The organism is Pseudarthrobacter niigatensis (assembly GCF_030812615.1).
GTDB classification, from domain to species: Bacteria; Actinomycetota; Actinomycetes; order Actinomycetales; family Micrococcaceae; genus Arthrobacter; species Arthrobacter niigatensis.
In genome coordinates, this window is sequence record NZ_JAUSTB010000011.1 from 102,808 (window position 1) to 127,942 (window position 25,135).

The following is a 25,135-nucleotide window of genomic DNA, read 5'->3' on the forward strand; positions in this document are numbered from 1 at the left end:
GGATCCGAACCTTGAAGGCCCGGATCCGCGGACAAGGGCATCATGCGCTACACGGTGTGGCGTTCTGAGATGTGCTCCACCAGTTCGCCCACGCGCTGTTCGGAGTAGTTGCGGGCAATATCGCCCTGGCTGATGATGCCCACCAGTTTGTGGTCCGAGATCACCGGGAGCCTGCGGATCCGGTGCTCCTCCATCATGCCGATGGCTTCATCGATGTTGGCATCGGCATCCACGCAGTATGGCTTGCCGGAGGCCAGGTCGCGGGCCATCATCTGTCCGGGGTCGCGGCCGGCGGCGACGCATTTGAGCACAATGTCGCGGTCGGTGATCATGCCCTTCAACTTGCCGTCGTCACCGCAGATGGGAAGCGCCCCGCAGTCGAGGTCCTTCATCATGCGGGCCGCGTCCACAAGGGACTCGTTTTCCCTGATACATCGCGCATCAGTGGTCATGAATTCACGTACGGCACTCACTGAATCCTCCTTCATCGATGGGAAATATCGACGCAGGGCATCGGGGGGGCACATGCGCCGATGCTGCCAGATTACGCCCGCACCACCATGGTGTCGACGGCGCAGCGACGCCCTGCCGGAAGGCTCCGCGGTGGATCCAGGGCAACGAAAAAGCCTCCGGAACCTGATGGTTCCGGAGGCTTTTCCTTGGGTGGCAGATGAGGGATTCGAACCCCCGTAGGCGTTGCCAGCTGATTTACAGTCAGCCCCCTTTGGCCGCTCGGGTAATCTGCCGAACTTCAAAAGAAGTACCCGCCGATGCAGTGTTCGGAAGGAACGTTTCCGGCCCTTTCCGCTTCAGTAACCGCGGGCAAGACAACTTTACAGAACTTCCGGCGAAGAATCGAATCGGGGGCGCCACCGCCGCAAAACCGGCAAAACGGCGCGGAATTCCAGCCGTCAGCCCTCCCCCAGGATCCGTCCTGCCAGCTTGGCTTCGAAGCTCAGGGCCTGCTCCTCAGTGATCTGGTTCAGCTGCACGGCCCGCTGCAGGTCTGCCCGCACGCCATCCATCCGGGACGAGGCGTCGGCCACGGGGCTGAAGACAATTGAAGCCGCCACGGCAGCGGCCGCCACCGAAGACGCCGCCGCTGCCACCGCCCCTGCTGCTGTCGTAGTGCGGGTAACGTATCGGGCGGCTTTGCGGTGCATGGTGTTCCCTTCAACTGCGGTCCATCTGCTCCAACTCTCGCCAGCCCGCCTTCGTTCCCCCGGTGCGTCCGCTGAGAGGGAACTGTGAATGGGCCGCCCCCACCGGCCCGGGCATCCGTATTAGGCTGGATGCCAGTGATCCAGGCCCTGTATCCGCGGGGCTCCCATCAACAAAGGAGAGTCATGGCAGGCGAGTCAACGTTCGACGTCGTAAGCAAAGTGGACAAGCAGGAAGTGGCCAACGCGCTCAACCAGTCCCAGAAGGAAATCGCCCAGCGCTATGACTTCAAGGGCGTTGGCGCCGAGATCGACTTCAGCGGCGAGAAGATCCTGATGAAGGCCAATTCGGAAGAGCGCGTGAAGGCCGTCCTGGACGTCTTCCAGTCCAAGCTGATCAAGCGCGGCATCTCACTGAAGTCCCTGGACGAGGGGGAACCCTACGCCTCGGGCAAGGAGTACCGTCTGGAGGCCTCCATCAAGGAAGGTATTGCCCAGGACCTGGCCAAGAAGATCAACAAGCTCATCCGCGACGAAGGGCCCAAGTCGGTCAAGTCGCAGATCCAGGGCGACGAACTGCGCGTGTCCTCCAAGTCCCGCGACGACCTGCAGGCCACCATGGCCCTGCTGAAGGACTTCGAGGAAGCCGACCTGCAGTTTGTGAACTTCCGCAGCTAGCCCTTCCCGCCGTCGTTCCCGACGCGCAACCAGTTGGACGACACGCAAAAAGGCTGGCGCACCCCGGATTCGGGGCGCGCCAGCCTTTTTGCGCGTCACAGGTGACCAGGCGCGTCGGCAGAGCAGGTGCGCGTCGCCACGCGGGGTCCGACGGCGGGTTCCCGGCTACAGCTGGCGGCCCGCCATCCGCTCCAGCCGGGCAATCCGGTCCCGCATGGGCGGGTGGGTGGCGAACAGCTTGTTCATGGCGCCGCCACGGAAGGGGTTGGCGATCATCAGGTGCGAGGCGTTGACCAGCCGCTGGTCCTGCGGCAGCGGGGCAATGCCGACGCCGCGCTCAATCTTGGCCAGGGCTGAGGCGAGCGCCAGCGGATCCCCCGTGAGCTGTGAACCGTCCTCATCGGCGTCGTACTCCCTGGTTCGCGAGATGGCCATCTGGATCAGCGACGCAGCAAAGGGCGCCAGAAGTGCCATGGCGATCATGGCCAGCGGGTTGGCGTTGCGCCGGTCACCGCCGCCGAAGAACAGGAGCATCTGCCCCACCGACGTGATGACGCCGGCGACGGCTGCGGCCACGGACGAGGTGAGGATGTCGCGGTTATACACGTGCATCAGCTCGTGGCCCAGGACGCCGCGGAGTTCGCGGGCATTGAGGAGCTGAAGGATGCCCTCGGTGCAGCAAACGGCGGCATTCTGCGGGTTGCGTCCGGTGGCGAAGGCGTTGGGGTTCATGGTGGGCGAGACGTAGATCCGCGGCATGGGCTGGTTGGCACGCGTGGAGAGCTCGCGGACAATCTGGTACAGCTGCGGCGCCTGGGCTTCGGTCACCGGGAAGGCCTGCATGGAGCGGATGGCGATCTTGTCGCTGTTCCAGTACCCGTAGAACGTGGTGCCGACGCCGACCAGGGCCATGATCCAGATGGGCGCCGAACTGCGGGTCCCTACACCGATCAGTCCGCCCAGGCCCAACAGCACCGCCCACAGCACGCCGAACAGTGCCGCGGTCTTCAGGCCATTGTGATGGTTGTGCACGTTTCCTCCTTGCTTAAGGAACGGCTTGCTAGGGCACCGGGTTCCGGGCATCGTACTTCCGGATGCCGGGCTGCAGTTTTGCCGCCAGCCACGCCCCCGCGATGCACAGCACACCGCCAACCAGCAGGACCCAGCCCTCATTCAAAAGCTTAGTCGCGCCGCCGGCCAGCAGGTCCCCGATCCGCGGCCCGCCGGCCACCACCACAATGAACACGCCCTGAAGGCGTCCGCGCAGGTGGTCGGGCGCCGCGGCCTGGAGGATGGTGTTGCGGAAGACGCTGCTGATGGAGTCGGCGATCCCGGCCAGGGCGCAGCAGGCGGCCGCGGGCAGCAGCCACAGGGTCACCGCACCGTCCGGCGCCGGCCCCGCGAGGAGCACCACCAGCCCGAACGCGCCGATGGACGCGCCCCACCCCATCACGGAGATGACGACGGCGGTCCCCTGGCGGCGCACGCTGCCCAGCGGGCCGGAGAACAGGCCCGCCAGGAAGGCCCCGACGGCGGTGCAGGCCAGCAGGATGCCCACGGTGGCCTCGCCGCCGCCGATCATAAGGGCGGCAACGGCGGGCAGGAGGGCCCGCGGCTGGGCAAGGATCATGGCCACGAGGTCGATGATGAAGGTCATCCGGAGGTTGGGCCGCGTTCCCAGGAAGCGGAATCCTTCAATCACGGAACGGATTCCTACTTTGCTGCGGGTACCTGCCGGCGGCATCGGCGGCAGCCGGTAGACAGCCCACAGGACGAACGCGAAGCTGGCGAAGTCGATGGTGTAGGTCCAGCCGAACCCCAGCCACGCCACCAGGACGCCGGCCAGCAGCGGCCCGGCGGTCATGGCAAGGCCAAGCGACAGCATGCTCAGGGCGTTGGCCGCAGGCAGGAGCTCCTTCCGGATCAGCATGGGGATGATGGCGCTGCGTGCGGGCTGATTAATGGCCTGGGCCCCGCTTTGCAGCGCCACGAGGAGATACAGCACCCAGACGTTGCCCAGTTGCGTCCAGGCCTGCAGCGCTATCAGCCCCGTGGTCAGCCAGAGGACAGTGGAGGCCAGCAGGGCGATGCTGCGGCGGTCGTGCGCGTCGGCGATCGAGCCGCCCATCAGGCCGCCAATCACCAGGGGCACCAGGGCGAAGATCCCCAGCAGGCCCACATAGAAGCTGTCCTGGGTCAGCCGGTACACCTCAAGGCTCACCGCCACCAGGGTCAGCTGGCTGCCGACGGCGGATACCGCCGATCCCAGCCACAGCCGGCGGAATGCGGGGCTTTCCTTGAGCGGCGTGACATCGGCAAGTATTTTCCCCACCCCGCAACACTAGCGGTCAGCGCGGGAAGGTAAGCCGAGCCTTATTGTGAGTTATTAATAATAAGTGTTTCAATGGAGCCATGACGGAGCACTTTGACGGCCAGGACGCATGGGCAGCAGCCCTGCGCGCCCACGGCCGCAGGGTGACCAAGCAGCGGCTCGCTGTACTCGCCGCCGTCGAACGCCACCCCCATTCCCCTGCCGAAAGCATCCTTGCCGCCGCCCGGGCCGAGCTGCCGGAACTCACGGCCCAGTCCGTCTACGTGGTCCTCGGCGACCTGACGGACCTGCACATGCTGCGCCGGTTCGAGCCGCCGCACTCCCCCGCCCTGTATGAGACGCGCGTGGGCGACAACCACCACCACGCCATCTGCATCAGCTGCGGCCGCGTGGAGGATGTGGACTGCGCCGTCGGCCATGCCCCCTGCCTCACGCCGCACTGGAACCCGGACGCCAAGCCGATGACCATCCAGATCGCGGACGTCATGTACCAGGGCATCTGCCAGGAATGCCAGCAGGCCCAACAGCTTCCTCCCCACAGTCCCTCGCAAGAAAAAGAGAAATAGGAGAACAATGACTGCCGTTTCCACAACCCAGTCAGGTGCGCCGGTTACGTCCGACGCTCACTCGAAGTCAGTTGGTGCCGATGGTGCCATCATCCTGACCGACCACTACCTCGTCGAAAAGCTCGCCCAGTTCAACCGCGAGCGGGTTCCGGAGCGCGTAGTGCACGCCAAGGGCGGCGGCGCATTCGGCACGTTCAAGACCACCGAGGACATCTCCAAGTACACCAAGGCCGCGTTCCTGCAGCCCGGCGTCGAGACCGAGATGCTGATCCGCTTCTCCTCCGTCGCGGGCGAGAACGGTTCCCCGGACACCTGGCGCGACCCCCGCGGTTTCGCCGTAAAGTTCTACACCACCGAGGGCAACTACGACCTCGTGGGCAACAACACCCCCGTCTTCTTCATCCGCGACGGCATCAAGTTCCCGGACTTCATCCACTCCCAGAAGCGCCTGCCGGGCACCCACCTGCGCGACGCCGACATGCAGTGGGACTTCTGGACCCTGTCCCCCGAGTCCGCCCACCAGGTCACCTGGCTCATGGGTGACCGCGGCCTGCCCGCCTCCTGGCGCGAGATGCAGGGCTACGGCTCGCACACGTACCAGTGGATCAACGCCGAGGGCGAGCGCTTCTGGGTCAAGTACCACTTCAAGTCCAACCAGGGCGTGAACTCCATGAGCTCCGAGCAGGCCGAACAGCTCGCCGGCTCCGACGCCGACTTCTACATCCGTGACCTGTCCGAGAACATCGCCGCGGGCAACTTCCCGTCCTGGGACCTGCACGTGCAGGTCATGCCGTACGAGGACGCCAAGACCTACCGCTTCAACCCGTTCGACCTCACCAAGGTGTGGCCGCACGCGGACTACCCGCTGATCAAGGTGGGCACCATGGAGCTGAACAAGAACCCGGAGAACTACTTCGCGCAGATCGAGCAGGCCACCTTTGCGCCGTCGAACTTCGTGCCCGGCATCGCCGCCTCCCCGGACAAGATGCTGCAGGCCCGCATCTTCTCCTACGCGGACGCACACCGCTACCGGGTGGGCACCAACCACGCCCAGATCCCGGTGAACCAGCCCAAGAACCAGGTCAACAACTACAGCCAGGACGGGCAGGGCCGCTTCCTGTTCAACGCCCCCTCGGTTCCGGTCTACGCGCCGAACTCCGTGGGCGGCCCGGCTGCCGTGGAGCCGCAGAACCCGGCCGGCGGCTGGGAGAACGACGGCGAGCTCACCCTCTCCGCGCACACCCTGCACGCCGAGGACGGCGACTTTGTCCAGGCCGGCGCGCTGTACCGCGAGGTCTACGACGAGGCCGCCAAGGCCCGCTTCCTGGAGACCATCAGTGGAGCCGTGGGCGGCGTGCAGAGCCCCGGCATCAAGGAACGCGCCATCCAGTATTGGACCAACGTTGACGCAGAGCTCGGCGCCAAGCTGCGCGCCAACCTCGGCACCGTGGCTGCCCCGTCGGCGCCCACCTCGGATGCAGAGTCCGCCAACAAGATCGGCTGACCTGCCTGCCGGCTGAACTGAAGAACACCCCGCCACGGTCATCCGTGGCGGGGTGTTCTGCTGTCCGGTCCCGGTTGTGCACATACGGCAACGGGGGATCTGGCCGCTGGCGGCCGGCAGCCGTAGGCTCCGTAAATGAACACTTTCGCAGGTATTCCCCCGGAAGCCTTCCGCTTCTACGCGCAGCTGGAGGACAACAACAACCGCGACTGGTGGCTGGAACACAAGGCAACGTATGACGCCTCGGTCAAGGAGCCGCTCACCCTCCTGCTCTCCGAGCTGGAGCCCGAGTTCGGACCTGCCAAGCTCTTCCGACCCAACCGGGACATCCGTTTCTCGTTGGACAAGTCGCCGTACAAGACTGCCCAGGGAGCATTTGCCGCACGCCAGGAAGGCGTGGGTTTCTACCTCCAGATCAACGCAGATGGACTGTTGATAGGCGGCGGCTACCACTCCCACACGCCCGCCCAACTGGCACGGTTCCGCGCCGCCGCCGACGCCTCCGCCAGCGGCGCCGCCCTGCAGGGAATTGTGGATGCCGTGGCAGGGGCCGGCTTTGCCATCGAAGGCGAGAAGCTTAAGACCGTCCCGCGCGGTTTCGACAAGGACCATCCCCGCGCCGAACTGCTCAAGCACAAGTCGCTGTCCGCGGGCGTCGAGGTGGGCCAGCCGGAATGGGTGTCAACACCGGCCGCGAGGGACCGGATCGCGGAACGGTGGCGGGAGCTGCGGCCGCTCGTGGAATGGGTAGGCCGGTACGCGGCGCCGTGACCGGAGCGCTGCAACAGGGGTGCGGGGCCGGCAGGAAACCAGGAAGCGCCGGAAACGCAACTGCCCGCCCGGCGCAGGCCGGGCGGGCAGTTCAGCATCAGCCGTTGAGGCCGGCCGTCAGGTCCGGCTCAGCTCATCTTCGTCCGCCGGCTGCACCGAGGAACCGGGCGTTCCGGTAGCCGTCGGGGTGCCGTTGACCGACGCGTTCGCCTCGGCGAAGCGCTCGTTGAGCCGTGAGTGGCGCTGGCCGTACGCGAAGTAGATGGCCAGGCCCAGCACCAGCCAGAAACCGAAGAAGATCCAGGTCTCCACGGCGAGGTTGGTCATCAGGTACAGGCACAGCACGGCAGACACGATGGGGACCACTTTGCCGAACGGGACGCGGAACGCGGGCTTCAGGTCCGGGCGCTTCTTGCGGAGCACCAGGATGCCCAGGCTGACCACGACGAACGCCGACAGGGTGCCGATGTTGATCATTTCCTCGAGCAGGTCAACGTTGGTCAGGCCCGCCACCAGCGCAACCGCCGCGCCGCAGATGATCTGGAGGCGGGCCGGCGTGGAACGCTTGTCACTGGTCTTGGAGAGGGCCCGGGGCAGCAGTCCGTCGCGGCTCATGGCGAGCACCACGCGGGACAGGCCCATGAGGAGCACCATGATCACGGTGGTCAGGCCCACGAGGGAACCGAAGGCGATGACCTTGGCGGCCGAGGTGTCGCCCACGGCTTCGAAGGCGGTGGTGAGGGTGGGGCTCTTGGCTTCAGCCAGCTGGGTGTAGGACACCATGCCGGTCAGGGCCAGGGACACGAGGATGTAGAGCAGCGTGACCAGGGCCAGGCCGCCGAAGATGCCGCGGGGCAGGGTCTTCTGCGGGTTCTTCACTTCCTCGGCGGAGGTGGCCACCACGTCGAAGCCGATGAAGGCGAAGAACACCAGGGCGGCACCGGCGAAGATGCCCATGGTGCCGTACTGGGCGGGAGCGGCACCGGTCAGGAAGCCGAAGAAGGACTGCTTCAGGACGTCCGCGGCGCCATTGCCGGCCGTGGGCTCAGCTGCAGGAACGAACGGCGTGTAGTTCTCGAACTTCACGTAGGTGAAGCCCACCACGATCACGAACAGCACCACGGCGATCTTGATCAGGGTGAAGATGTTGCCCACGCGGGCGGAAAGCTTGGTGCCCAGCACCAGCAGCACCGTGAAGATGGCCACGATCAGGAAAGCGCCCCAGTAGAGGTCCACGCCTCCCAGCGAGATGGCCGGCGGGACGTCCAGGCCAGTGAGCGCGAAGACCTTGCTGAGGTAGATGCCCCAGTATTTGGCGATCACGGCGGCGGCCGTGAACAGCTCGAGGATCAGGTTCCAGCCGATGATCCAGGCAAGGAGTTCACCCATGGTGGCGTAGGTAAAGACGTACGCGGAGCCGGCCACGGGGATGGCGGTGGCGAACTCGGCGTAGCACATGATGGCCAGCGCGCAGGTGACCGCGGCGATCGCGAAGGAGAGCGTCACGGCGGGACCTGCAAAGTTGGCAGCGGCTTTGGCGCCGACCGAGAAGATACCGGCGCCGACAGCAACGGCGACGCCCATGATCATGAGGTCCCAGGTGCTGAGGGAACGCTTGAGCTTGCGTCCGGGCTCATCGGCGTCGGCGATCGACTGCTCGATGGATTTTGTCCGCAGAAGGTTCATTAGGGGGTCACAATCCTGGTTTGTGAGGGAAACAGACCTATCAACGGTACTGTCCATCCACTGGACGGTCCCAATCGTCCCGAATAGTGAGACACCCTTAAGGCCGAACATTCTTCTGTGAACGGGCTCGGGGCCCTCCGGTTGGAGAGCCCCGAGCGTTCTTGATCGAACTTCCTAGGACGGCCAGTCCATCAACGTTGACCGGATGAGGAAGCGTTTACCCTCAGGCGCTTCAACGGAAAAGCCGCTGCCCCGGCCCGGTACGACGTCGACGGTGAGGTGGGTGTGGCTCCAGTAGTTGAACTGCTCCCGGGACATCCAGAATTCCAGCGGCCGGGGCTGCAGCCCATCCGCCAGGTCGAACAGCCCCAGGAGCACGTCCGAGTCACCCGTGATGAAATCCCCGGCCGGATAGCACATGGGCGAGGACCCGTCGCAGCAGCCGCCGGACTGGTGGAACATGAGCGGTCCATGCCTTTCCCACAGCATCCGGAGCAGGTCCACGGCAGCCGGCGTGAGCGCCACCCGGGAGAAGTCTTCCCCGGGCAGCGTCACGGCGGCAGCCAACCCTTCAGCGGGCATCAGAACCTCAGCACCACGCGGCCGTCGATCTTGGCGTGCTTCATCTCATCGAACACCGCGTTGACCTCGGACAACCCCCGGACGGAGACCGTGGGATGGATCTTTCCCCGGGCATAGAAGTCCAGGGCCTCCTCAAGGTCCTGCCGGGTGCCGACGATGGAACCGCGGACGGTCAGTCCTTTGAGCACAATCTCGAAGATCGGAGCCGGAAAGTCCCCCGGGGGCAATCCGTTGAACACGATGGTTCCGCCGCGCCGGGCCATGCCAATGGCCTGGCCGAACGCCGACGGGTGCACCGCCGTAACCAGCACTCCATGGCAGCCTCCTGTTTCCCGCTGGATCACTTCGGCCGGGTCCTCGTGCAGCGCGTTGACCGTAAGTTCTGCGCCGTGGGCCTTGGCAAGGGCCAGTTTGTCGTCGGCGATGTCCACGGCGGCGACACGAAGCCCCATGGCCACGGCGTACTGCACGGCAATATGCCCCAAGCCACCGATGCCCGAGATGGTGACCCACTGCCCCGGCCGGGTCTCGGTCATCTTCAGGCCCTTGTAGACGGTGACGCCGGCACACAGCACCGGCGCCACCTCGACGGGGTCGGATCCCGCCGGTATGCGGGCCGCGAACCGGGAGTCCACCAGCATGTATTCGCCGAAGGAACCGTCCACGCTGTATCCGCCGTTCTGCTGCGCCTCGCAGAGCGTTTCCCACCCGGTGCGGCAGTACTGGCAGTCGCCACAGGCTGACCACAGCCAGGCGTTGCCCACCAGGTCACCAACCGCGAGGTCTGAGACCCCCTCGCCCAGGGCCACCACTTCGCCCACGCCCTCGTGGCCGGGAACGAATGGAGGGGATGGTTTGACCGGCCAGTCTCCTTCCGCGGCGTGGAGGTCAGTGTGGCAGACGCCGGTGGTCAGGACCTTGACCAGCGCCTGTCCTGGCCCCGGCTTGGGAATGGCGATGTCCTTGACCTTGAGGTCGGTGCCGAATTCGGTTACTACTGCTGCTTGCATTGTCGTCGTCATTGGCGAAATCCCTGCTTCGTTGTAGTGGTTCAGTGGTACGGAGCGGGCCTAGAAGAAGCCCAGCTTGTTTTCGTCGTAGCTCACCAGCAGGTTCTTGGTCTGCTGGTAGTGGTCCAGCATCATGGCGTGGTTCTCGCGCCCGATGCCCGAGGACTTGTAGCCGCCGAAGGCGGCACCTGCCGGGTAGGCGTGGTAGTTGTTGACCCAGACGCGGCCGGCCTGGATCTCGCGGCCGGCGCGGTAGGCAACGTTGCCGCTGCGGGACCAAACGCCGGCGCCCAGTCCGTACAGGGTGTCGTTGGCGATGCCCATGGCGTCGTTGTAGTCGCTGAACCGGGTTACGGCCACCACGGGGCCGAAGATCTCCTCCTGGAAGATCCGCATCCGGTTGTGGCCTTCGAACACAGTGGGCTGGACGTAGAATCCACCCGCGAGGTCGCCGGGGAGTTCGGCCCGCGCGCCGCCGGTGAGCACCTTGGCGCCTTCCTGCCTTCCGATGTCGATGTAGGACAGGATCTTCTCAAGCTGGTCGTTGGAGGCCTGGGCGCCGACCTGCGTGTCGGTGTCCAGCGGGTTGCCCTGGATCATCTTTTCCACCCGTGCCACGGCATCGGCCATGAAGGAGTCGTAGATGTCTTCCTGGATCAGCGCCCGCGAGGGGCAGGTGCAGACTTCGCCCTGGTTGAAGGCGAACAGCGCAAAGCCCTCCTGGGCCTTGTCGTAGAAGGCGTCGTTTTCCTGGGCAACATCGTTGAAGAAGATGTTGGGGCTCTTGCCGCCCAGTTCCAGGGTGACGGGAATCAGGTTCTGGCTGGCGTATTGACTGATCAGCCGCCCGGTGGTGGTTTCACCGGTGAAGGCGATCTTCCGGATCCGGGAACTGGATGCCAGCGGCTTGCCGGCCTCCACGCCGAAACCGTTGACCACGTTCACCACGCCGGCGGGCAGCAGGTCCCCGATAAGTTCCATCAGCACCAGGATGGAGGACGGCGTCTGCTCCGCGGGCTTGAGCACCACGGTGTTGCCTGCGGCGAGCGCGGGCGCAAGCTTCCAGACGGCCATCAGGATGGGGAAGTTCCAGGGGATGATCTGGCCCACCACACCCAGGGGTTCGTGGAAGTGGTAGGCGGTGGTGTTGTCATCGAGCTGGGAGAGGCTGCCCTCCTGGGCCCGGACTGCTGAGGCGAAGTAGCGGAAGTGGTCCGCGGCAAGGGGCAGATCGGCGTTGAGGGTTTCCCGGACGGGCTTGCCGTTGTCCCAGGTTTCGGCGACGGCGAGCATCTCGAGGTTCTCGTCGATGCGGTCGGCGATCTTGTTCAGGATGGCGGCCCGTTCCGCCACGGACGTCTTGCCCCAGGAGGGTGCGGCCTTGTGTGCCGCATCCAGGGCGAGCTCGATGTCCTCGGCGGTGCCGCGGGCCACCTGGCAGAACGCCTTGCCCGTCACCGGGGTGATGTTTTCGAAGTACTGGCCCTTCACCGGGGCCACCCATTCGCCGCCAATCCAGTTCTCGTAGCGGTCCTTGAAGGTGACCTTCGAACCGTCGGTTCCCGGCTGTGCGTAAACGGTCATGTGCTTAGCTCCTTTGCTGTGCAGAAGGCTGGCCCATAGGGGCGCTCGCCGATGATGCCAGCGTAGGAGCGGGGAGGTTGCAGCCAGGTTGCAACGATGCGACGCAGGTCACAACCGTGGGTGGACTTGTCCGGACCCGGTTTCGACAAGTTCCACCACACCGGCCGCCGTTCAGGCGTGCAGTTCGGCTTCCAGCCGTTCCAGGTCGGCCACCACGGCGGCCCGCTTGGGTGAGCGCGGCGGCAGGAGGCGGAGCGCGGCGCGGCGGATGACGACGTCGTCCCTGGCCTCCGGGAGCGCAGCGTACTTGAGCAGGGACTCGGCACTGCCGTCCGTGAGGACCGCCTCCCGGAGCAGGGACGACACCCTGGTCCGAAGGTCGAGAATGCCGGGCGCCTCCGAGCGCGGCAGCACCTCGCCGCGGTAGATCTCCAGGGCAATCCGGTGCGCACCGCGCTGCAGGCAGCTGAGCACCTGGCCGGTGTCCGGCACGAGGTCCAGGGGGAGCCGGTAAGGGCGTGAGCCTGGAACGGCGTCGGGGCTCAGCTGCTGGACGACCTTGCGCAGCCGGACCATCTCTGCCCGCAGCGTGATGGTGGAGCCATCCCCCGGGTAGAGCAGCGAAGAGAGTTCCTCGGCGCTGAGTCCTTTCGGATGGGCGCTCAGCAGGGCCAGGATCTCGCTGTGCCGCGCGGACAGGGAAACGGTCCTGCCGCCAAGGCTGAGGAGGGCCTGGTCGCGCCCCAGCAGCTGCAGGCTGTTGCGGTAGAGGCTGCCTTCCGTGGCACCGCCGCCGCGTCCGGCGGCAGCCGCGGACCGCCGTCGCACGGGCTTCCTGGCCAGCTCCGCCGCGTGCTGCAGGCGCTCCACCCGCAGCTGCGCCTGGGCGGCCGCCACCGTGGCCTCCACGAGCGACAACGTATGCGGCGCCACCGCGGTGGCCGTTCCGGTAATGTCCACCACGCCCAGCACGGCGCCGGAATCGGGGTCGTGGAAGGGGACGGCAGTGCAGCTCCAGGGATGGACTGTCCGCTGATAATGCTCAGCGCCGGCGATCTGGATGCCCTTGCCCAGGGCCAGGGCCGTTCCCGGGGCACTGGTGCCAACACTGGCCTCGGACCAGTCTGCACCGGGGACGAACATCATGCCTTCGGCGCGGCGCTGGAGCGTGGGGTCGCCGTCCACCCACAGGAGCCTGCCCACCTCGTCGCCCACCGCAACCAGGAGCCCGCTGTCATGGCTGGGCTGGACCAGCAATTTGTTGATGACCGGCATGATCGCGGCCAGGGGGTGCTGCCGGCGGTAGTCCTCCAGCTCGTCCCAGTCGAGGGCCAGCGGCGCGGCCGCATTGTCAGGGTTGGCCTTGAAGCCCGCCGAGCGCTGCCAGGACTCCCTGATGAGGTTGCGCAGCCCCGGGATCTCGGGGGTTGCGGCGCCGGGGTCCGATCCAAGGCGCTCATGGCCAGCCAGGGCGGCACGCTGGCGCGGTTCAGGGTGGAGCAGGTTCGTCATCGAACTCCCGTTCCGGAGTCTTGTCCGGCGAGGCACGGCTGGAAGGTGGCCCAGCCAGCATAGCCGGACAACACCCCTGTGTCACCGGCGCACCCGGACCAGTTCCTCCAGCGCATCCACCCCTGCAACTGCTCCGCCCGCGGCAGCGTAGCCGGCGGCGACGCGCCGCGCGCCAGGCGCCTTGCCCAGGGCCTGGTGGACGGCTGCCCGGAGCCGCTCCGGAGTAAGGTGTTTCCGGCTCAGCCGCACCCCGGCGTCGGCTGCTGCCACCCGCGCTGCCACCTCGTGCTGATCGCGGCCAAACGGGACCACCACCACGGGCACTCCCTGTGCCAGCGCTTTCTGCGTGGCGCCCATCCCGCCGTGGGTGATGGCCACCGCTGCCCGCTCGAGGACACGTCCATGCGGGACGAAATACTCCAGCCGCGCATTGGCCGGCAAAGGCCCGAAATGGTCCGTGCCGGCGGCTTTGGCGGCACCTGCCGAGCCGGTCCGGGCTGCCGGGAGGGTGGCGACGACGGTGAAGGGCTCCCCGGCAAGTCCGGCCAGGGCGGTCCGCACAATGGCTTCGTCCGCCTGGTACTCGGAGGACGTGGTCACCAGGACCACGGAGCCTTGGCCGTCCCGGAGCCAGGCCGGAGGGTCGGCCGGCGGTTCCCAGGCGAGGGCGCCGATCATCCGCACATCCGGGCCCCAGTCCGGATGCGGGTACTCGAACGGCTGCGACGTGGCCACGAGCATCAGCGGCGCGGTGCGGAACATCTCGTCCGCACCGCTGACAGGTGGAAGATGGCCGGCGGACAGCTCCGTCCGCAGCGAGTTGATGCGCGGCAGCATCAGCTTTTCCACGGCGCCGATCACCAGGCGGCGGGCCAGTGCATCACGGGCCCTCCCCAGCGGGCCGGACATGGGCGCAAGCCCGGGTCCGAACGGCGGGGTTCCCCTCGACTGCAGCGGCGGGGTGTAAGGGCTGAAGGTGGCCCACGGCAGCCCCGAGGATTCGGCCTGGATGCGGGCTCCCCAGGCGTTGATGTCGATGAGCAGCAGGTCGGGGCGAACGTCAGCAATGGCCTGCTGCAAGTCCGGGGCGTCGAACCTGGCACGGGCCGTGAAGGTCTCCACGCTGGAAGCCAAGGCCGCCTTCGCGTTGTTGGCGCGGTAGTCAGCGGCCTCGACCGCGAGTATCCGGTCATCTACCGGTCCGGCATGGAACCCCGCCTCCAGCAGCAGCGGGACCTGCCGGCGCAGGGTACGGACGTGGACATCATGGCCGCGGGCCTTCAGCTCCTGGAGCAGCGGGACCATCGGGAAAAGGTGGCCGATGGCGGGAGAGGTGTAGGCAAGGACGGTGGACATCAGGGCCTCCGGATGAAGGGTTCCAGCATTTCGAGCAGGCAATGGGCCACCTGGTCGCGGCTGAGCCCGGCATCGAGGCGCAGCAGTTTCCAGGTGTAGACGTCGCAGAGGGCGACGAACTGGGCAAAGCGGCGCTTCCGCTCCACCCCGTCCGGCAGGAAGTCATCCGTCAGGAAGGGCGCGAAGACGCGTTCGCACCACTCCCGGTGGAACTGCCGCCCGCCTTCGGTGATCTCGGCGAGCACGGGGGAAGTTTCCTCCTCGGCCAGCATCTTCAGGGCCAGGGCGCCGGTGGTTTCGTAGTGCTCCAGGAGATTGTCGACGGCGGCGGGTACGTCGCCGGGAGGAGGGGCACCCCGCTGGCCGGCAACCTCCGCTGAAGCGAATTCCGCGGTGGCGTGGATCAGGCCCAGGCGGTCGCCGTAGCGGCGGATAACGGTCTGGACGGTCACCCCTGCGCGGGCCGCAACGGCGTTCAGCGTCACGTCGGCGATGGGCCCCTCCATGAAGAGGCCCAGCGTTGCCTGCAGGATCCGGCGCCCGGTTTCCTGCGCGGAGGTGGCACGCTTGGGGGAGCTGTAGGGACGGGTTCCCGCCCCGGCCGTATTCATGTTAATCAGATTAACTCGAATGCCCCGCCAGGGGTAGGGGTCAGCCGCGGGAGATGCGGATCATCTCCTCGCGCGGCACCACCTTGATGCGCTCGCGGACTACATGGCCCAGGCCGTCGGGTCCGGTCCAGGCGGCACCCAGTCCCGCCTCATGGGCGTCGAGCTTGTTCCACCCTTCCCAGGTGGTGTATTGGATGCCGCGTTCCTCAAGCAGGTCGATGATGGCCTGGGGGTCCGGGTTCTTGGCCGCCGGGAGGTTCAACCGGTCCTCCAGCAGGAAGCCGATGGTCTCCAGTGCGTCGCCCTTGGTGTGGCCGATCAGGCCCACGGGGCCGCGCTTGATCCAGCCTGTGGTGTAGATGCCCGGAACGGGGTTGCCTTCGGCATCGAGGACCCGGCCGCCTTCGTTGGGGATGACGCCCCGCTTGGCGTCGTACTCCAGTTCGTCCAGGGCGGAGCCGTGGTAGCCGATGGCCCGGTAGACGGCCTCGACGGGGTACTCCACGTACTCCCCCGTGCCCTTGGCGTTGCCGGTCCCGTCCAGCTGCATGCGCTCGAACTTGATGCCGCCCACTTTGCCCGTGCCGTCGTCGAGCACTTCAACGGGGCTGTGCAGGAAGTGCAAGTGCAGCCTGCGGGAGGAAGGGTTGTCCGACTCCGCGTGCTCCTCCACCAGCCAGTTGGTGAGGGTGTTCACCATGGTCTTGACCTGGTTGTTGGTGCGGATGGCCTCGTCCGACGCATCGTCGAATTCGAAATCCTCGGGGTAGAGGACAATGTCCACATCGTCCATGTGGCTCAGTTCCCGCAGCTCCAGCGGGGTGAACTTGACCTGGGCGGGGCCGCGGCGGCCAAAGACGTGCACGTCCGTGACGGGGGACCCCTTCAGGCCCTGGTAGACGTTGTCCGGGATCTCCGTGGTGAGCAGTTCCTCAGGGTGCTTGACCAGCATGCGGGCCACGTCCAGGGCCACGTTGCCGTTGCCGATCACCGCGATTTCCTTCGCCTCCAGGGGCCACTCCCGCGGCACGTCCGGGTGGCCGTCGTACCAGGAAACGAAATCGGCGCCGCCGAAAGAGCCGCGCAGATCGATGCCGGGGATGTCCAGGTCCGCGTCCTTGATGGCGCCGGTGGAGAAAATCACGGCGTCATAGAAGGCCCGGAAATCGTGCAGGGTGAGGTCCCGGCCGTAGGTCACGTTGCCCAGGAACCGGATGTCGCCGCGGTCCAGGACCTTGTGCAGGGCGTTCACGATGCCCTTGATCCGGGGATGGTCCGGTGCCACGCCGTACCTGATCAATCCGTAGGGCGCCGGGTAGGCCTCGAAGAGGTCGATGCTGACCTGGAAGTCGCCGTCCTTGACCCCGCTGGACTTGGTGAGGATGTCCGCAGCATAGACTCCTGCCGGTCCCGCGCCGACGATGGCGACGCGGAGGGGACGGTTGGCGGCGGTTTCGCTGTGATTGGACACCGGGAACCCTTCTGAACTGGTCCTGCTCATGTTTCATGAGGGTGCGCCGCATAGTGCAGCGCACAGTCCCCCATTCTAGTTGGCGGCAAGGGCCACCACCTTGCCTTCGCGGTACAGGAGGGCCCTGAGTTCTGATTCCGCCGAGTCCAGGCGCTTCGGATCGATGGTTTCGCCGTCGTGGTAGTGGTCCACCACCCGCGGGTCCACGTAGCTTTTGCGCGCGATGGAGGGGGTGTTGCCCAGTGTTTCGGCGGCCTCGAACATCGCACGGCTGATGGCCCTTTTCCGTTTGGCGGCAGTCCGCTGGACCCCGGTCCGTGCCAGGCTGGACGCAGCGGCCACCGTTCCGCGAAGGGTCCGGAAGTCCTTGGCGGTGAAGTCCGAGCCGGTCCGCTCCTTCACGTAGGCATTGATGTCCGCGCTGGTGACCGGGCGCCAGGTCCTGCCCTCTTTGTAGGCCAGGAGCCGGGCGTTCGGTCCCCGCCGTTTGAGCAGGCGCAGCAGGGCGGCGAGGTCGGCGTCGCGGATTTCCGATTCCCAGTCCTTGCCGCTCTTGGCCGGGAAACGCAGCAGGATCCGGTCCTTCCGCACCTGGACGTGGGCGCACAGGAGGGTGGCCAGGCCCCTGCTGCCGTTCTCGTTCGTGTAGCGTTCCGAGCCCACCCGCAGGGATCCGCTGTCCAGCATCCGGAACGCCCCTGCCAGGACGCGCTCACGGGAGAAGCCTTCACCACGCAGGTCCATGGTGACCAGCCGCCGGGCTGCCGGCAGCGATTCGGCCAACTGGAGGGACCGGTCAAATTTCACCCGGTCCTTACGCTCGCGCCACTCGGGATGATAGATGTACTGGCGCCGCCCCACGGCGTCCACTCCGGTCGCCTGGATGTGGCCGTTGTCAAAAGGGGCGATCCAGACGTCGGTCCAGGCCGGCGGGATGCCGATGCTTTCCAGGCGGTCCCGGACGGGACCCGGTGGAAGGGTGGAGCCATCCAGGTCCCGGTAACTGAAACCCTTGCCGGCGGCAACCCTGCGGTAGCCGCGGCCCGAGGCGTTGCTGCGGCGGAGCCTCACGGCGCGGACTCCCGGAAACGGACACGTGTCATGAAAGCAAGCCTACTGACTATTTTCCGGAATACACGCCCACCTGCTGGAATACCTGCCCGCGGGCTGATGTTATGGACAGCGTGCCCATGCCAGAAGGAACCCCCGTAGCCACCTCCCCCACGTCACGCTCCACGGCAGGTGATGCGATGCCCGCGGGCCCCAAGGCAGTCGCCAAGGAATCCACGGCGGGCCTGCTGTTCGGCATCGGCGCATACGTTTTGTGGGGGATGCTCCCGCTGTACTTCTACATCCTGATGCCGGCGGGCGCCGTCGAGATCGTGGCCAACCGCGTGGTGTGGTCCTTGCTGTTCTGCGCCCTGCTGATCACGGTGACCAGGTCGTGGGGTGTGCTCGCGGTGGCGCTGCGGGACCGGCGGGTCTTTGGTTCCCTGGCGCTGGCGGCGTTCCTGATCGCCATCAACTGGCTGACCTACACCTATGGGGTCACAACGGGTCAGGCGGTGGAAACGTCGCTGGGGTATTTCATCAACCCTCTGGTTTCCGTGCTGCTGGGGGTGCTGGTCCTGAAGGAAAGGCTGCGGCCGCTGCAGTGGACCGCCGTCGGCGTCGGCTTCGTGGCAGTGGGCGTACTCACCTACTCCTACGGGAAACTGCCGTGGATCGCGCTGACCCTGGCGTTCAGCTTTGGCCTGTACGGCTTCGTCAAGAACCGGGTGGGATCGAGGGTGGACGCCATCACCAGCCTCAGCGTGGAGACCATGGTGCTCGCCCCGCTGGCCGCCGTCGCCATGGTTGTCCTGGCCGCAAGCGGCAGCTCCACGCTCACGTCCCAGGGGGCGGGGCACTTCTGGCTGCTGCTCGCATCCGGCGTGATCACCGCCGTCCCGCTGCTCTTCTTCGGCGCCTCGGCGCGGCGGTTGCCCATGACCACCATCGGACTGCTGCAGTATTTCGCTCCCGTCCTGCAGTTCCTGGTGGCGCTGCTGGTGTTCCGGGAGGCCATGACTGCTGAACGCTGGATCGGCTTCGGGGTGGTATGGCTGGCCCTGCTTCTGCTGACCGTGGACATGCTGCGGACCACGCGCAGGAATTCCCTGGCCCGCAAGGCAGCGCTCCGGCAGGCCGCCTGACCAACACTTAAGCCAAGGAGGGTGGGCCCGCGGTTGCGGGCCCACCCTCCTGGGTTTTCGGGTAAAGCTGTGCCGGCTAGGCGTGGGCCTTGATGGCGGCGGCGAGGACTTCCAGGCCGTCTGCCAGCAGTTCATCGGTGATGACCAGCGGGGGCAACAGGCGGATGACGTTGCCGTAGGTGCCGCAGGTGAGGATGATGACGCCTTCCTTCAGGCAGGCGGCGGCAACAGCCTTGGTCAGCTCCGGGTTCGGCTCCTTGGAACCGGCCTGGACAAGTTCGACGGCGAGCATGGCGCCACGGCCGCGGACATCGCCGATTACGCCGGTCCCGGCAGCGGCAAGCTCGGACTGCAGTTCCTGCAGGCGCGCCATGGCAACGGATTCGATGTGGCGGGCGCGGCCGTTCAGGTTGTACTCCTCCATGGAGCCGATGGACGCCAACGCAGCCGCGCAGGCCACCGGGTTGCCGCCGTAGGTGCCGCCCAGGCCACCGGGGTGCACGGCATCCAGCAGGTCGGCGCGGCCGGTGATGGCGGACAGCGGCATGCCGCCGGCGATGCCCTTGGCCATGGTCATGATGTCCGGGACAACGCCTTCGTGGTTGACGGCGAACCATTCACCCGTGCGGCAGAAGCCGGACTGGACCTCGTCGGCGATGAAGACGATGCCCTTCTCCTTGGCCCAGGCGGCCAGCGCCGGCAGGAAGCCCTCGGCCGGGACGATGAAGCCGCCCTCGCCCTGGATGGGTTCGATGATGATCGCGGCAACCTGGTCTCCGCCGATCTGCTTCTCGATCATGGTGATGGCGCGCTTGGCTGCCTCCGCACCGGTGATGGCGGGGTTTTCCTCGCGGTACGGGTAGCTCATGGGCATCCGGTAGACCTCGGGCGCGAACGGGCCGAAGTTGGTCTTGTACGGCATGGCCTTGGCGGTCAGCGCCATGGTCAGGTTGGTGCGGCCGTGGTAGGCGTGGTCGAAGGCGACGACGGCGTCCCGGCCGGTGGCCAGGCGGGCCACCTTGATGGCGTTTTCCACGGCCTCGGCGCCGGAGTTGAAGAGGACGGTGCGCTTTTCGTGGTCGCCCGGGGTGAGCCGGTTCAGCTGCTCGGCCACAGCCACATAGCCTTCGTACGGGGTGACCATGAAGCAGGTGTGGGTGAAGTGCTCCACGGCTTCCTTGACGGCACCGACGACGGCGGGATCGGACGCGCCCACGCTGGTCACCGCGATGCCGGAGCCCAGGTCGATGAAGGAGTTGCCGTCGACGTCGTGGATGATGCCGCCGTCGGCGTCGGCAACGTAGACCGGGACGCTGGAGGCGACGCCGGCAGCCACCACGGACTTGCGGCGCTCAGTCAGTGCCACGGACTTGGGGCCCGGGAAGTCGGCCTGGACGTTGCGCTTCTGCTCCAGGCGGAAGGTGATGTCTGATGCGGTGGTGGTCATGATGTTCTTTCTTACAGGTGGGAGCGGAATTAGGAGTCGAGGGCGGACATCACGTGCTTGATGCGCGTGTAGTCCTCCACGCCGTACATGGAGAGGTCCTTGCCGTAGCCGGACTGCTTGAAGCCGCCGTGCGGCATTTCGGCGGTAAGCAGGATGTGGGTGTTGATCCACACGGCACCGAAGTCCAGGTCACGGCTCAGCCGCATGGCAGTGCCGTGGTTGGTGGTCCAGACACTGGACGCCAGGGCGTAGTCCACGTCGTTGGCCATGGCTACTGCCTCTTCTTCGGTGCTGAACTTCTGGACGGTAATGACGGGGCCGAAGGTTTCCTTCTGCACCACGTCGTCCGTCTGCTTGGCACCGGTGATGATGGTGGGTTCGAAGAAGTAGCCCTTCTCCCCCGCGCGGTGGCCGCCGGTTTCGATCCGGCAGTTGGCCGGCAGGTTCTCCACCACGGAGGTCACGGCGTTGAAGTGGTTCACGTTGTTCAACGGGCCGAAGTAGTTCTCTTCGTCGTTCTGCGAGCCTGTGTGCAGGGTCCTGGTGTGCTCCACCATGGCAGCCACGACGTCGTCGTGCACTGAGTCCTGCACCAGGACGCGGGTAATGGCCGTGCAGTCCTGGCCGGCGTTGAAGAACGCAAACTCGGCGATGGCCGCGGCGCTCTTCTTGATGTCGGCGTCGGCGAACACGATGGCCGGGGCCTTGCCGCCAAGCTCCAGATGGGCGCGCTTGAGGCCCTTGGCGGCACCCGAGGCCACCGCGATTCCCGCGCGCACAGAGCCCGTAATGGACACCAGGCCGGGGACCTTGTGCTCCACCATCATGGCGCCGGTTTCGCCGGTGCCCAGCACCACGTTCAGGACACCCGCGGGCAGGATTTCACCCGCCAGGCGCGCCAGGACCAGCGTGGATTCGGGGGTGGTGTCGGAAGGCTTGAGGACCACGGTGTTGCCGGCCGCGAGCGCGGGACCGATCTTCCAGATGGCCATCAGGAAGGGGTAGTTCCACGGGGCCACCTGGGCCACCACGCCGATCGGTTCACGGCGGACATAGGATGTGTGCCCCTCGAAGTACTCCCCGGCGGACTTGCCTTCCAGGATCCTGGCGGCACCGGCGAAGAAGCGCAGCTGGTCCGCACCGGCTGCCACTTCCTCGGAGGCGATGAGCGACCGGACCTGGCCGGTGTTGCGGTGCTGGGCCTCGACGAGTTCGCCGCTGTTGGCCTCGATGGCGTCAGCGAGCTTGAGCAGCATCAGCTGCCGCTGTCCCGGGGTCACGTGCTTCCAGGTCCGGAAGGCGTCCTTGGCAGCGGCCATGGCCGCGTCAACGTCGGCCTGCACCGAAACGGGAGCCTGGGCCACCACTTCGCCGTTGGTGGGGTTGACCACGTCCAGCAGGTCGGTGCCGGCAGGGGTGACGAACTTCCCGTTGATGAAGTTCTGCAAGGTTTGGACCACGGTGTGCAACCTCTTTCGTAAGGGCCATCGGCGGCCGGACGGAACCCGGGACGGATGGATGGAACTGCCTCGAGCCTATGCCAGCGCCCCAGCGGGGTGAATAGCCACCTGCACACCCTTGTTTGGAGGGTTTAGTGCGGTTGCCCAGCTCACGTTTATCCTTGCTTCATGGCCATTTCCCTCGCTGCCCTGGTGGGCGTGTCCTCCCTGAAGCTGGCCAAGGCCGGAGTGGCGGAGACAACCTGGAACCAGGACATTAACTGGGTCGCCGTCACGGAACTGGAGGATCCGCAACGGTTCCTCAACGGCGGCGAGCTGGTGCTCACCACCGGGCTGCGCCTCCGTTCCGCTCCCGAGCAGCGCCGCTTTGTGCGGCAGGTGCAGCGGGCGGGCGCGGTGGGCATCGGGTTCGGCGTTGGGTTGTCGCATGAGACGGTGCCGCCGGCACTCCTGGCCGAGGCCAACCGCTGGGGCCTGCCCGTGGTGGAGGTGCCGTACGAGACGCCGTTCATCGCCATCACCAAGCTGGTGGCGGATGCCCAGTCGGCGGACCACTACGCCAAGCTGGAACGGCTGATCGCGGGGCACCAGGTGCTGGCCCGGGCGCTGCTGACCGGCGGAGGGCTGGCGGAACTGTTGAAGAACCTCGGCGGCATGCTGCGCACCGACATTGCGTTGACCCAGTTCACGGCCCAGCTGTACAACAGCAGCGCTGCCCACCCGTCGGCCGACACCTGGGCCAGCTATCCCGTGCCCACGGGACGGCGGGACGCCTGCACGCTGTGGGTGCGCCAGCCGTTCGAGGACACGGGCATCATTGGCTACGCGCAGAACCTGATCAGCGTGGAGCTGAACAACATGGTCAAGCAGCGCCAGGCCCAGCGCGCCCTGTGCGGGCAGGTGCTGGAGGACGTAATCCACGGAGCGCTGGAGACCAGCGAGGCGCAGCGCCGGCTCGCAGGCGTGGGCGTGAACAGCACCCGCAAGAACGTGGTGCTGCTGGCCGTGTCGGCCGCCCACGGGAAGGCCCTGGGGAGCACCTCGGTGCCGCAGGAGCTGGAGAAGGCGGTCGCCGCCGTCGTGGGCAAGGACCTGGTGCTGGTGGTCAATGACGACGGCGGGACGGCACCGTCGCTGGCACGGAGGCTCAGCGACCACCTCGCCGAAGCCGGCATCCACGCCACGATCGGCATCGGCGGGGCGTACACCAAGCCGAACGGCCTGCGCTGGAGCTACTTCGAAGCCCGGGATGCTGCCAGCCATGGGTTGCCGGTCAACGAGCCGGAGCGGCTGAGCCTGACGTCGCTGCTGCTCGCCAGCGAGGACGTGCCGCTGGCGGACATGGCGCATGAATCCCTGAATCCCCTGCGTTCATTCGACGCCGCACACGGGTCTGAGCTGATGGCCACTCTGGAAAGCTACCTGAACAACAACGGCTCGGTGGCTGCGGTGGCGGAGGAACTCACCTTGCACCGCAACACCGTCAGGTACAGGCTGGCGCAGATCACGGAGCTGACCGGCTACGACCCCGCGGTCACCGCGGACCGGGTGCAGCTCTGGCTGGCCCTGGCGGTGGCCCGGCTGTCGGCCCGGCAGGGCAAATAGGGCCGGGCCGGCCTTAGAGTACGCCGCGGCTGAACAGATCGCGCGATTTCTTCCAGGCCTTCCGGTACGCGGCCTGCGCCGCCGCCATCCGTTCCTCCTGCAGGCTGAGCAGCTCCGCATAGATGCCTGCCGTGGCGGGCTCGCCGTACTCCGCCGCGATGGCGGCCAGCAGGTCGCGGGCCACCACGGCGTCCTGGTGTTGTCCCAGGACCTTCTGCTGCCGGTGGGCGGCCTTGGCCACCTTGCCCGCACGCTTGCCGTGCACCAGTACTGCTGATTCAGCCACGTGGCGCAGCCGCTTGGCATCCTTGCGCACGCGGTGGAGCGCCAGTTCCTGCTCCCTTCCGCGCCGTGCACGCTTGGCCGCTTTGCGGGAGCGCTGCAGCCGCTTGGCGGCCTTGTCCACCGCCTTCGCGGCCGCCCGCCGTCCCGGCGCCACCGAATCGGCGCGCACGGGCGGGTTGTCACGGAACTCCTCAAGCGTGTCCAGGAGCCGGAAGTAGCGCTCCGTTCCGAGGGCTTCCTGCAGGAGGCGGTACGCGGCGTCGTAGTCCGCGTCCGTGCGCTGTTCCACCTTTGCCGTGGCCGTTTCCACGCCGTCCGCGGACTGCAGTGCACCCAGCTGCCCGCGGAGCTGCGCCCGCAGGACCTCGGCGTCGCGTGGCTGGCCCAGGAGCTGGCCCAGCCACTTCAGTTCGGTCCGCAGCTTGCGCACCGGCGCAGCCCGGTAGAGCTTCGCATAGGCTGCCAGGACCGAGCGGATGCGCCGGGTGGCGGAGCGCATGTTGTGGACCGCCTCCGGTTCCTCCAGCCGGACGGCACTGTCGCCCGCAAGGATCGCATCGACCTGCTGCGCCACGTAGACGGTGACGACGGCGGCCGCCGGGGCCCGCTTCCCGGCCAGCAGGGCGGGGGCGGTGGTGCCCGGGGTATCGGCGGCAGCGTCCCCGGCGGCACGCTTTCCCGCCTTGGTACCGGGGCCCAGGGCTCGCGCCAGCTTCGAAGCATGTCCGGCCGGCTTCGCTCCGGCAGCCAAGAGCAGTTCCTCAACGGGTCCGAAAAGGCCAGGCTTCCCGTGGACCAGTTCCAGCTCCCACTCGCGCCATTCCTGCCGCGTGTCGTTGCCGCGGCCCGCCAGCCGTTCAGCAGTGACGTGGTCGTCGGCGAGGTCGGCGAGGTGGACGCCGTCGTCCCCATACAGGGGGTAAGTGGTGCGCCGGGTGTCCAGCCTCACCACCGGCACCGGAACGGCGCCCCTGAGATACGCAAGAAGGTGGGTCAGCAGGGCGTCGGGGACGGCGTCGGGCCGGCCCAGGGGTGCGTGCAGCTCCGTCCGCTGCTGGGGCCCCTCGCCCGCTGCCTGGTCTCCGCGCGGCGGCAGCTTCAGGTGCCACCCGGCATCCTTCCCGCCGGTGCGGCGGCGGAGGGTGATCCTGCGTGCGGCCAAGGCATGGTTGGGGGTGTCGAAGTAGACAGCCTCCAGCAGGTCGGTGTGCGGCGCGCCGGTCCGGGCCACCCCGGCGGCCTGCCCCAGGTCCGGCACCACGGCGCCGGCATCGACGTCGTACTTCTTCTCAATCTCGAGTCCCCGGGAAGCTTCCACAG

Annotated in this window: 22 protein-coding genes and 1 tRNA gene; 6 read left to right on the forward strand and 17 right to left on the reverse strand. The window is 66.9% G+C overall.

What is annotated here, in order from left to right:
• Positions 1-47: 47 nt before the first annotated feature.
• The 3 genes from J2T23_RS15620 to J2T23_RS15630 form a co-directional block, all read right to left on the reverse strand.
• Positions 48-473 carry a CBS domain-containing protein gene (locus J2T23_RS15620; protein ID WP_141159688.1) on the reverse strand — a complete coding sequence of 142 codons (426 nt, stop codon included), beginning with the start codon at positions 471-473 and terminating at the stop codon, positions 48-50.
• Positions 474-664: 191 nt separating this feature from the next.
• Positions 665-746, reverse strand: a tRNA-Tyr gene (locus J2T23_RS15625).
• A 165-nt stretch (positions 747-911) separates the two neighbouring features.
• Positions 912-1,163 (reverse strand): hypothetical protein, encoded by a 252-nt coding sequence (locus tag J2T23_RS15630; protein WP_141159687.1) that lies wholly within the window; start codon positions 1,161-1,163, stop codon positions 912-914.
• Positions 1,164-1,346: 183 nt separating this feature from the next.
• Here J2T23_RS15630 and J2T23_RS15635 point away from each other — a divergent pair, with 183 nt between their 5' ends.
• On the forward strand, positions 1,347-1,838 hold the full coding sequence (locus J2T23_RS15635) for a YajQ family cyclic di-GMP-binding protein (RefSeq protein WP_141159686.1): 492 nt from the start codon (positions 1,347-1,349) through the stop codon (positions 1,836-1,838).
• A gap of 165 nt (positions 1,839-2,003) precedes the next feature.
• Here J2T23_RS15635 and htpX read toward each other — a convergent pair whose 3' ends face one another.
• Both htpX and J2T23_RS15645 read right to left on the reverse strand, forming a co-directional pair.
• Positions 2,004-2,870 (reverse strand): zinc metalloprotease HtpX, encoded by an 867-nt coding sequence (htpX, locus tag J2T23_RS15640; RefSeq protein ID WP_141159685.1) that lies wholly within the window; start codon positions 2,868-2,870, stop codon positions 2,004-2,006.
• Between the two features lie 28 nt (positions 2,871-2,898).
• A complete protein-coding gene (locus tag J2T23_RS15645; RefSeq protein WP_307361416.1) occupies positions 2,899-4,170 on the reverse strand; it encodes an MFS transporter in 1,272 nt (423 codons plus the stop codon).
• An 80-nt stretch (positions 4,171-4,250) separates the two neighbouring features.
• Here J2T23_RS15645 and J2T23_RS15650 point away from each other — a divergent pair, with 80 nt between their 5' ends.
• The 3 genes from J2T23_RS15650 (at position 4,251) to J2T23_RS15660 (ending at position 7,011) form a co-directional block, all read left to right on the forward strand.
• A complete protein-coding gene (locus tag J2T23_RS15650; RefSeq protein WP_141159683.1) occupies positions 4,251-4,736 on the forward strand; it encodes a Fur family transcriptional regulator in 486 nt (161 codons plus the stop codon).
• 7 nt (positions 4,737-4,743) lie between these two features.
• Entirely contained in the window at positions 4,744-6,240 is a 1,497-nt protein-coding gene (locus tag J2T23_RS15655; protein WP_307361418.1) for a catalase, read from the forward strand.
• 135 nt (positions 6,241-6,375) lie between these two features.
• Complete coding sequence (locus tag J2T23_RS15660) at positions 6,376-7,011, forward strand: DUF2461 domain-containing protein (protein WP_141159681.1); 636 nt, start codon at positions 6,376-6,378, stop codon at positions 7,009-7,011.
• A gap of 117 nt (positions 7,012-7,128) precedes the next feature.
• Here J2T23_RS15660 and J2T23_RS15665 read toward each other — a convergent pair whose 3' ends face one another.
• The 9 genes from J2T23_RS15665 to J2T23_RS15705 form a co-directional block, all read right to left on the reverse strand.
• Positions 7,129-8,697 (reverse strand): APC family permease, encoded by a 1,569-nt coding sequence (locus tag J2T23_RS15665; RefSeq protein ID WP_307361423.1) that lies wholly within the window; start codon positions 8,695-8,697, stop codon positions 7,129-7,131.
• A 174-nt stretch (positions 8,698-8,871) separates the two neighbouring features.
• Entirely contained in the window at positions 8,872-9,279 is a 408-nt protein-coding gene (locus J2T23_RS15670; protein WP_141182175.1) for a DUF779 domain-containing protein, read from the reverse strand.
• Positions 9,279-10,301 carry an alcohol dehydrogenase AdhP gene (adhP, locus tag J2T23_RS15675; RefSeq protein ID WP_307361426.1) on the reverse strand — a complete coding sequence of 341 codons (1,023 nt, stop codon included), beginning with the start codon at positions 10,299-10,301 and terminating at the stop codon, positions 9,279-9,281. Before adhP ends, J2T23_RS15670 begins: the two co-directional genes overlap by 1 nt.
• Positions 10,302-10,349: 48 nt before the next feature.
• Positions 10,350-11,873 carry an acetaldehyde dehydrogenase ExaC gene (exaC, locus tag J2T23_RS15680; RefSeq protein WP_307361429.1) on the reverse strand — a complete coding sequence of 508 codons (1,524 nt, stop codon included), beginning with the start codon at positions 11,871-11,873 and terminating at the stop codon, positions 10,350-10,352.
• A gap of 171 nt (positions 11,874-12,044) precedes the next feature.
• Positions 12,045-13,385, reverse strand: coding sequence for a GAF domain-containing protein (locus J2T23_RS15685; RefSeq protein ID WP_141182177.1), 1,341 nt, complete (start codon positions 13,383-13,385; stop codon positions 12,045-12,047).
• Between the two features lie 81 nt (positions 13,386-13,466).
• Positions 13,467-14,741 (reverse strand): glycosyltransferase, encoded by a 1,275-nt coding sequence (locus J2T23_RS15690; RefSeq protein ID WP_141182178.1) that lies wholly within the window; start codon positions 14,739-14,741, stop codon positions 13,467-13,469.
• Positions 14,741-15,352 carry a TetR/AcrR family transcriptional regulator gene (locus J2T23_RS15695; RefSeq protein WP_307361432.1) on the reverse strand — a complete coding sequence of 204 codons (612 nt, stop codon included), beginning with the start codon at positions 15,350-15,352 and terminating at the stop codon, positions 14,741-14,743. The genes J2T23_RS15690 and J2T23_RS15695 overlap by 1 nt, the downstream gene beginning before the upstream one ends.
• Positions 15,353-15,392: 40 nt before the next feature.
• The gene (locus J2T23_RS15700) at positions 15,393-16,853 is read right to left on the reverse strand and encodes an FAD-dependent oxidoreductase (protein ID WP_370871445.1); all 1,461 of its coding nucleotides are present in this window, start codon (positions 16,851-16,853) and stop codon (positions 15,393-15,395) included.
• Positions 16,854-16,898: 45 nt separating this feature from the next.
• The gene (locus J2T23_RS15705) at positions 16,899-17,894 is read right to left on the reverse strand and encodes a DNA topoisomerase IB (RefSeq protein WP_141159673.1); all 996 of its coding nucleotides are present in this window, start codon (positions 17,892-17,894) and stop codon (positions 16,899-16,901) included.
• A 119-nt stretch (positions 17,895-18,013) separates the two neighbouring features.
• Between J2T23_RS15705 and rarD the strand changes: the two genes are divergently transcribed.
• Positions 18,014-19,018 carry an EamA family transporter RarD gene (rarD, locus tag J2T23_RS15710; protein ID WP_370871444.1) on the forward strand — a complete coding sequence of 335 codons (1,005 nt, stop codon included), beginning with the start codon at positions 18,014-18,016 and terminating at the stop codon, positions 19,016-19,018.
• Between the two features lie 76 nt (positions 19,019-19,094).
• Here the strand turns inward: rarD and gabT are convergent, their stop codons facing one another.
• A complete protein-coding gene (gabT, locus tag J2T23_RS15715; RefSeq protein ID WP_307361438.1) occupies positions 19,095-20,465 on the reverse strand; it encodes a 4-aminobutyrate--2-oxoglutarate transaminase in 1,371 nt (456 codons plus the stop codon).
• Between the two features lie 29 nt (positions 20,466-20,494).
• Positions 20,495-21,925 (reverse strand): aminobutyraldehyde dehydrogenase, encoded by a 1,431-nt coding sequence (locus J2T23_RS15720; protein ID WP_141159670.1) that lies wholly within the window; start codon positions 21,923-21,925, stop codon positions 20,495-20,497.
• A gap of 168 nt (positions 21,926-22,093) precedes the next feature.
• Here J2T23_RS15720 and J2T23_RS15725 point away from each other — a divergent pair, with 168 nt between their 5' ends.
• Positions 22,094-23,530, forward strand: a complete 1,437-nt coding sequence (locus J2T23_RS15725; RefSeq protein WP_141159669.1) for a PucR family transcriptional regulator — start codon at positions 22,094-22,096, stop codon at positions 23,528-23,530.
• Positions 23,531-23,543: 13 nt separating this feature from the next.
• Here J2T23_RS15725 and J2T23_RS15730 read toward each other — a convergent pair whose 3' ends face one another.
• On the reverse strand, positions 23,544-25,133 hold the full coding sequence (locus tag J2T23_RS15730) for a CYTH and CHAD domain-containing protein (RefSeq protein WP_141182183.1): 1,590 nt from the start codon (positions 25,131-25,133) through the stop codon (positions 23,544-23,546).
• Positions 25,134-25,135: the final 2 nt, after the last annotated feature.

Bases quoted from the DNA above. Each gene is read 5' to 3' on its own strand.
- J2T23_RS15630 (WP_141159687.1), bottom strand. From the start codon at position 1,163: ATGCACCGCAAAGCCGCCCGATACGTTACCCGCACTACGACAGCAGCA.
- J2T23_RS15635 (WP_141159686.1), top strand. From the start codon at position 1,347: ATGGCAGGCGAGTCAACGTTCGACGTCGTAAGCAAAGTGGACAAGCAG.
- J2T23_RS15650 (WP_141159683.1), top strand. From the start codon at position 4,251: ATGACGGAGCACTTTGACGGCCAGGACGCATGGGCAGCAGCCCTGCGC.
- J2T23_RS15655 (WP_307361418.1), top strand. From the start codon at position 4,744: ATGACTGCCGTTTCCACAACCCAGTCAGGTGCGCCGGTTACGTCCGAC.
- J2T23_RS15660 (WP_141159681.1), top strand. From the start codon at position 6,376: ATGAACACTTTCGCAGGTATTCCCCCGGAAGCCTTCCGCTTCTACGCG.
- J2T23_RS15665 (WP_307361423.1), bottom strand. From the start codon at position 8,697: ATGAACCTTCTGCGGACAAAATCCATCGAGCAGTCGATCGCCGACGCC.
- J2T23_RS15670 (WP_141182175.1), bottom strand. From the start codon at position 9,279: ATGCCCGCTGAAGGGTTGGCTGCCGCCGTGACGCTGCCCGGGGAAGAC.
- adhP (WP_307361426.1), bottom strand. From the start codon at position 10,301: ATGACGACGACAATGCAAGCAGCAGTAGTAACCGAATTCGGCACCGAC.
- exaC (WP_307361429.1), bottom strand. From the start codon at position 11,873: ATGACCGTTTACGCACAGCCGGGAACCGACGGTTCGAAGGTCACCTTC.
- J2T23_RS15685 (WP_141182177.1), bottom strand. From the start codon at position 13,385: ATGACGAACCTGCTCCACCCTGAACCGCGCCAGCGTGCCGCCCTGGCT.
- J2T23_RS15690 (WP_141182178.1), bottom strand. From the start codon at position 14,741: ATGTCCACCGTCCTTGCCTACACCTCTCCCGCCATCGGCCACCTTTTC.
- J2T23_RS15695 (WP_307361432.1), bottom strand. From the start codon at position 15,352: ATGAATACGGCCGGGGCGGGAACCCGTCCCTACAGCTCCCCCAAGCGT.
- J2T23_RS15700 (WP_370871445.1), bottom strand. From the start codon at position 16,853: ATGAGCAGGACCAGTTCAGAAGGGTTCCCGGTGTCCAATCACAGCGAA.
- rarD (WP_370871444.1), top strand. From the start codon at position 18,014: ATGCCAGAAGGAACCCCCGTAGCCACCTCCCCCACGTCACGCTCCACG.
- gabT (WP_307361438.1), bottom strand. From the start codon at position 20,465: ATGACCACCACCGCATCAGACATCACCTTCCGCCTGGAGCAGAAGCGC.
- J2T23_RS15725 (WP_141159669.1), top strand. From the start codon at position 22,094: ATGGCCATTTCCCTCGCTGCCCTGGTGGGCGTGTCCTCCCTGAAGCTG.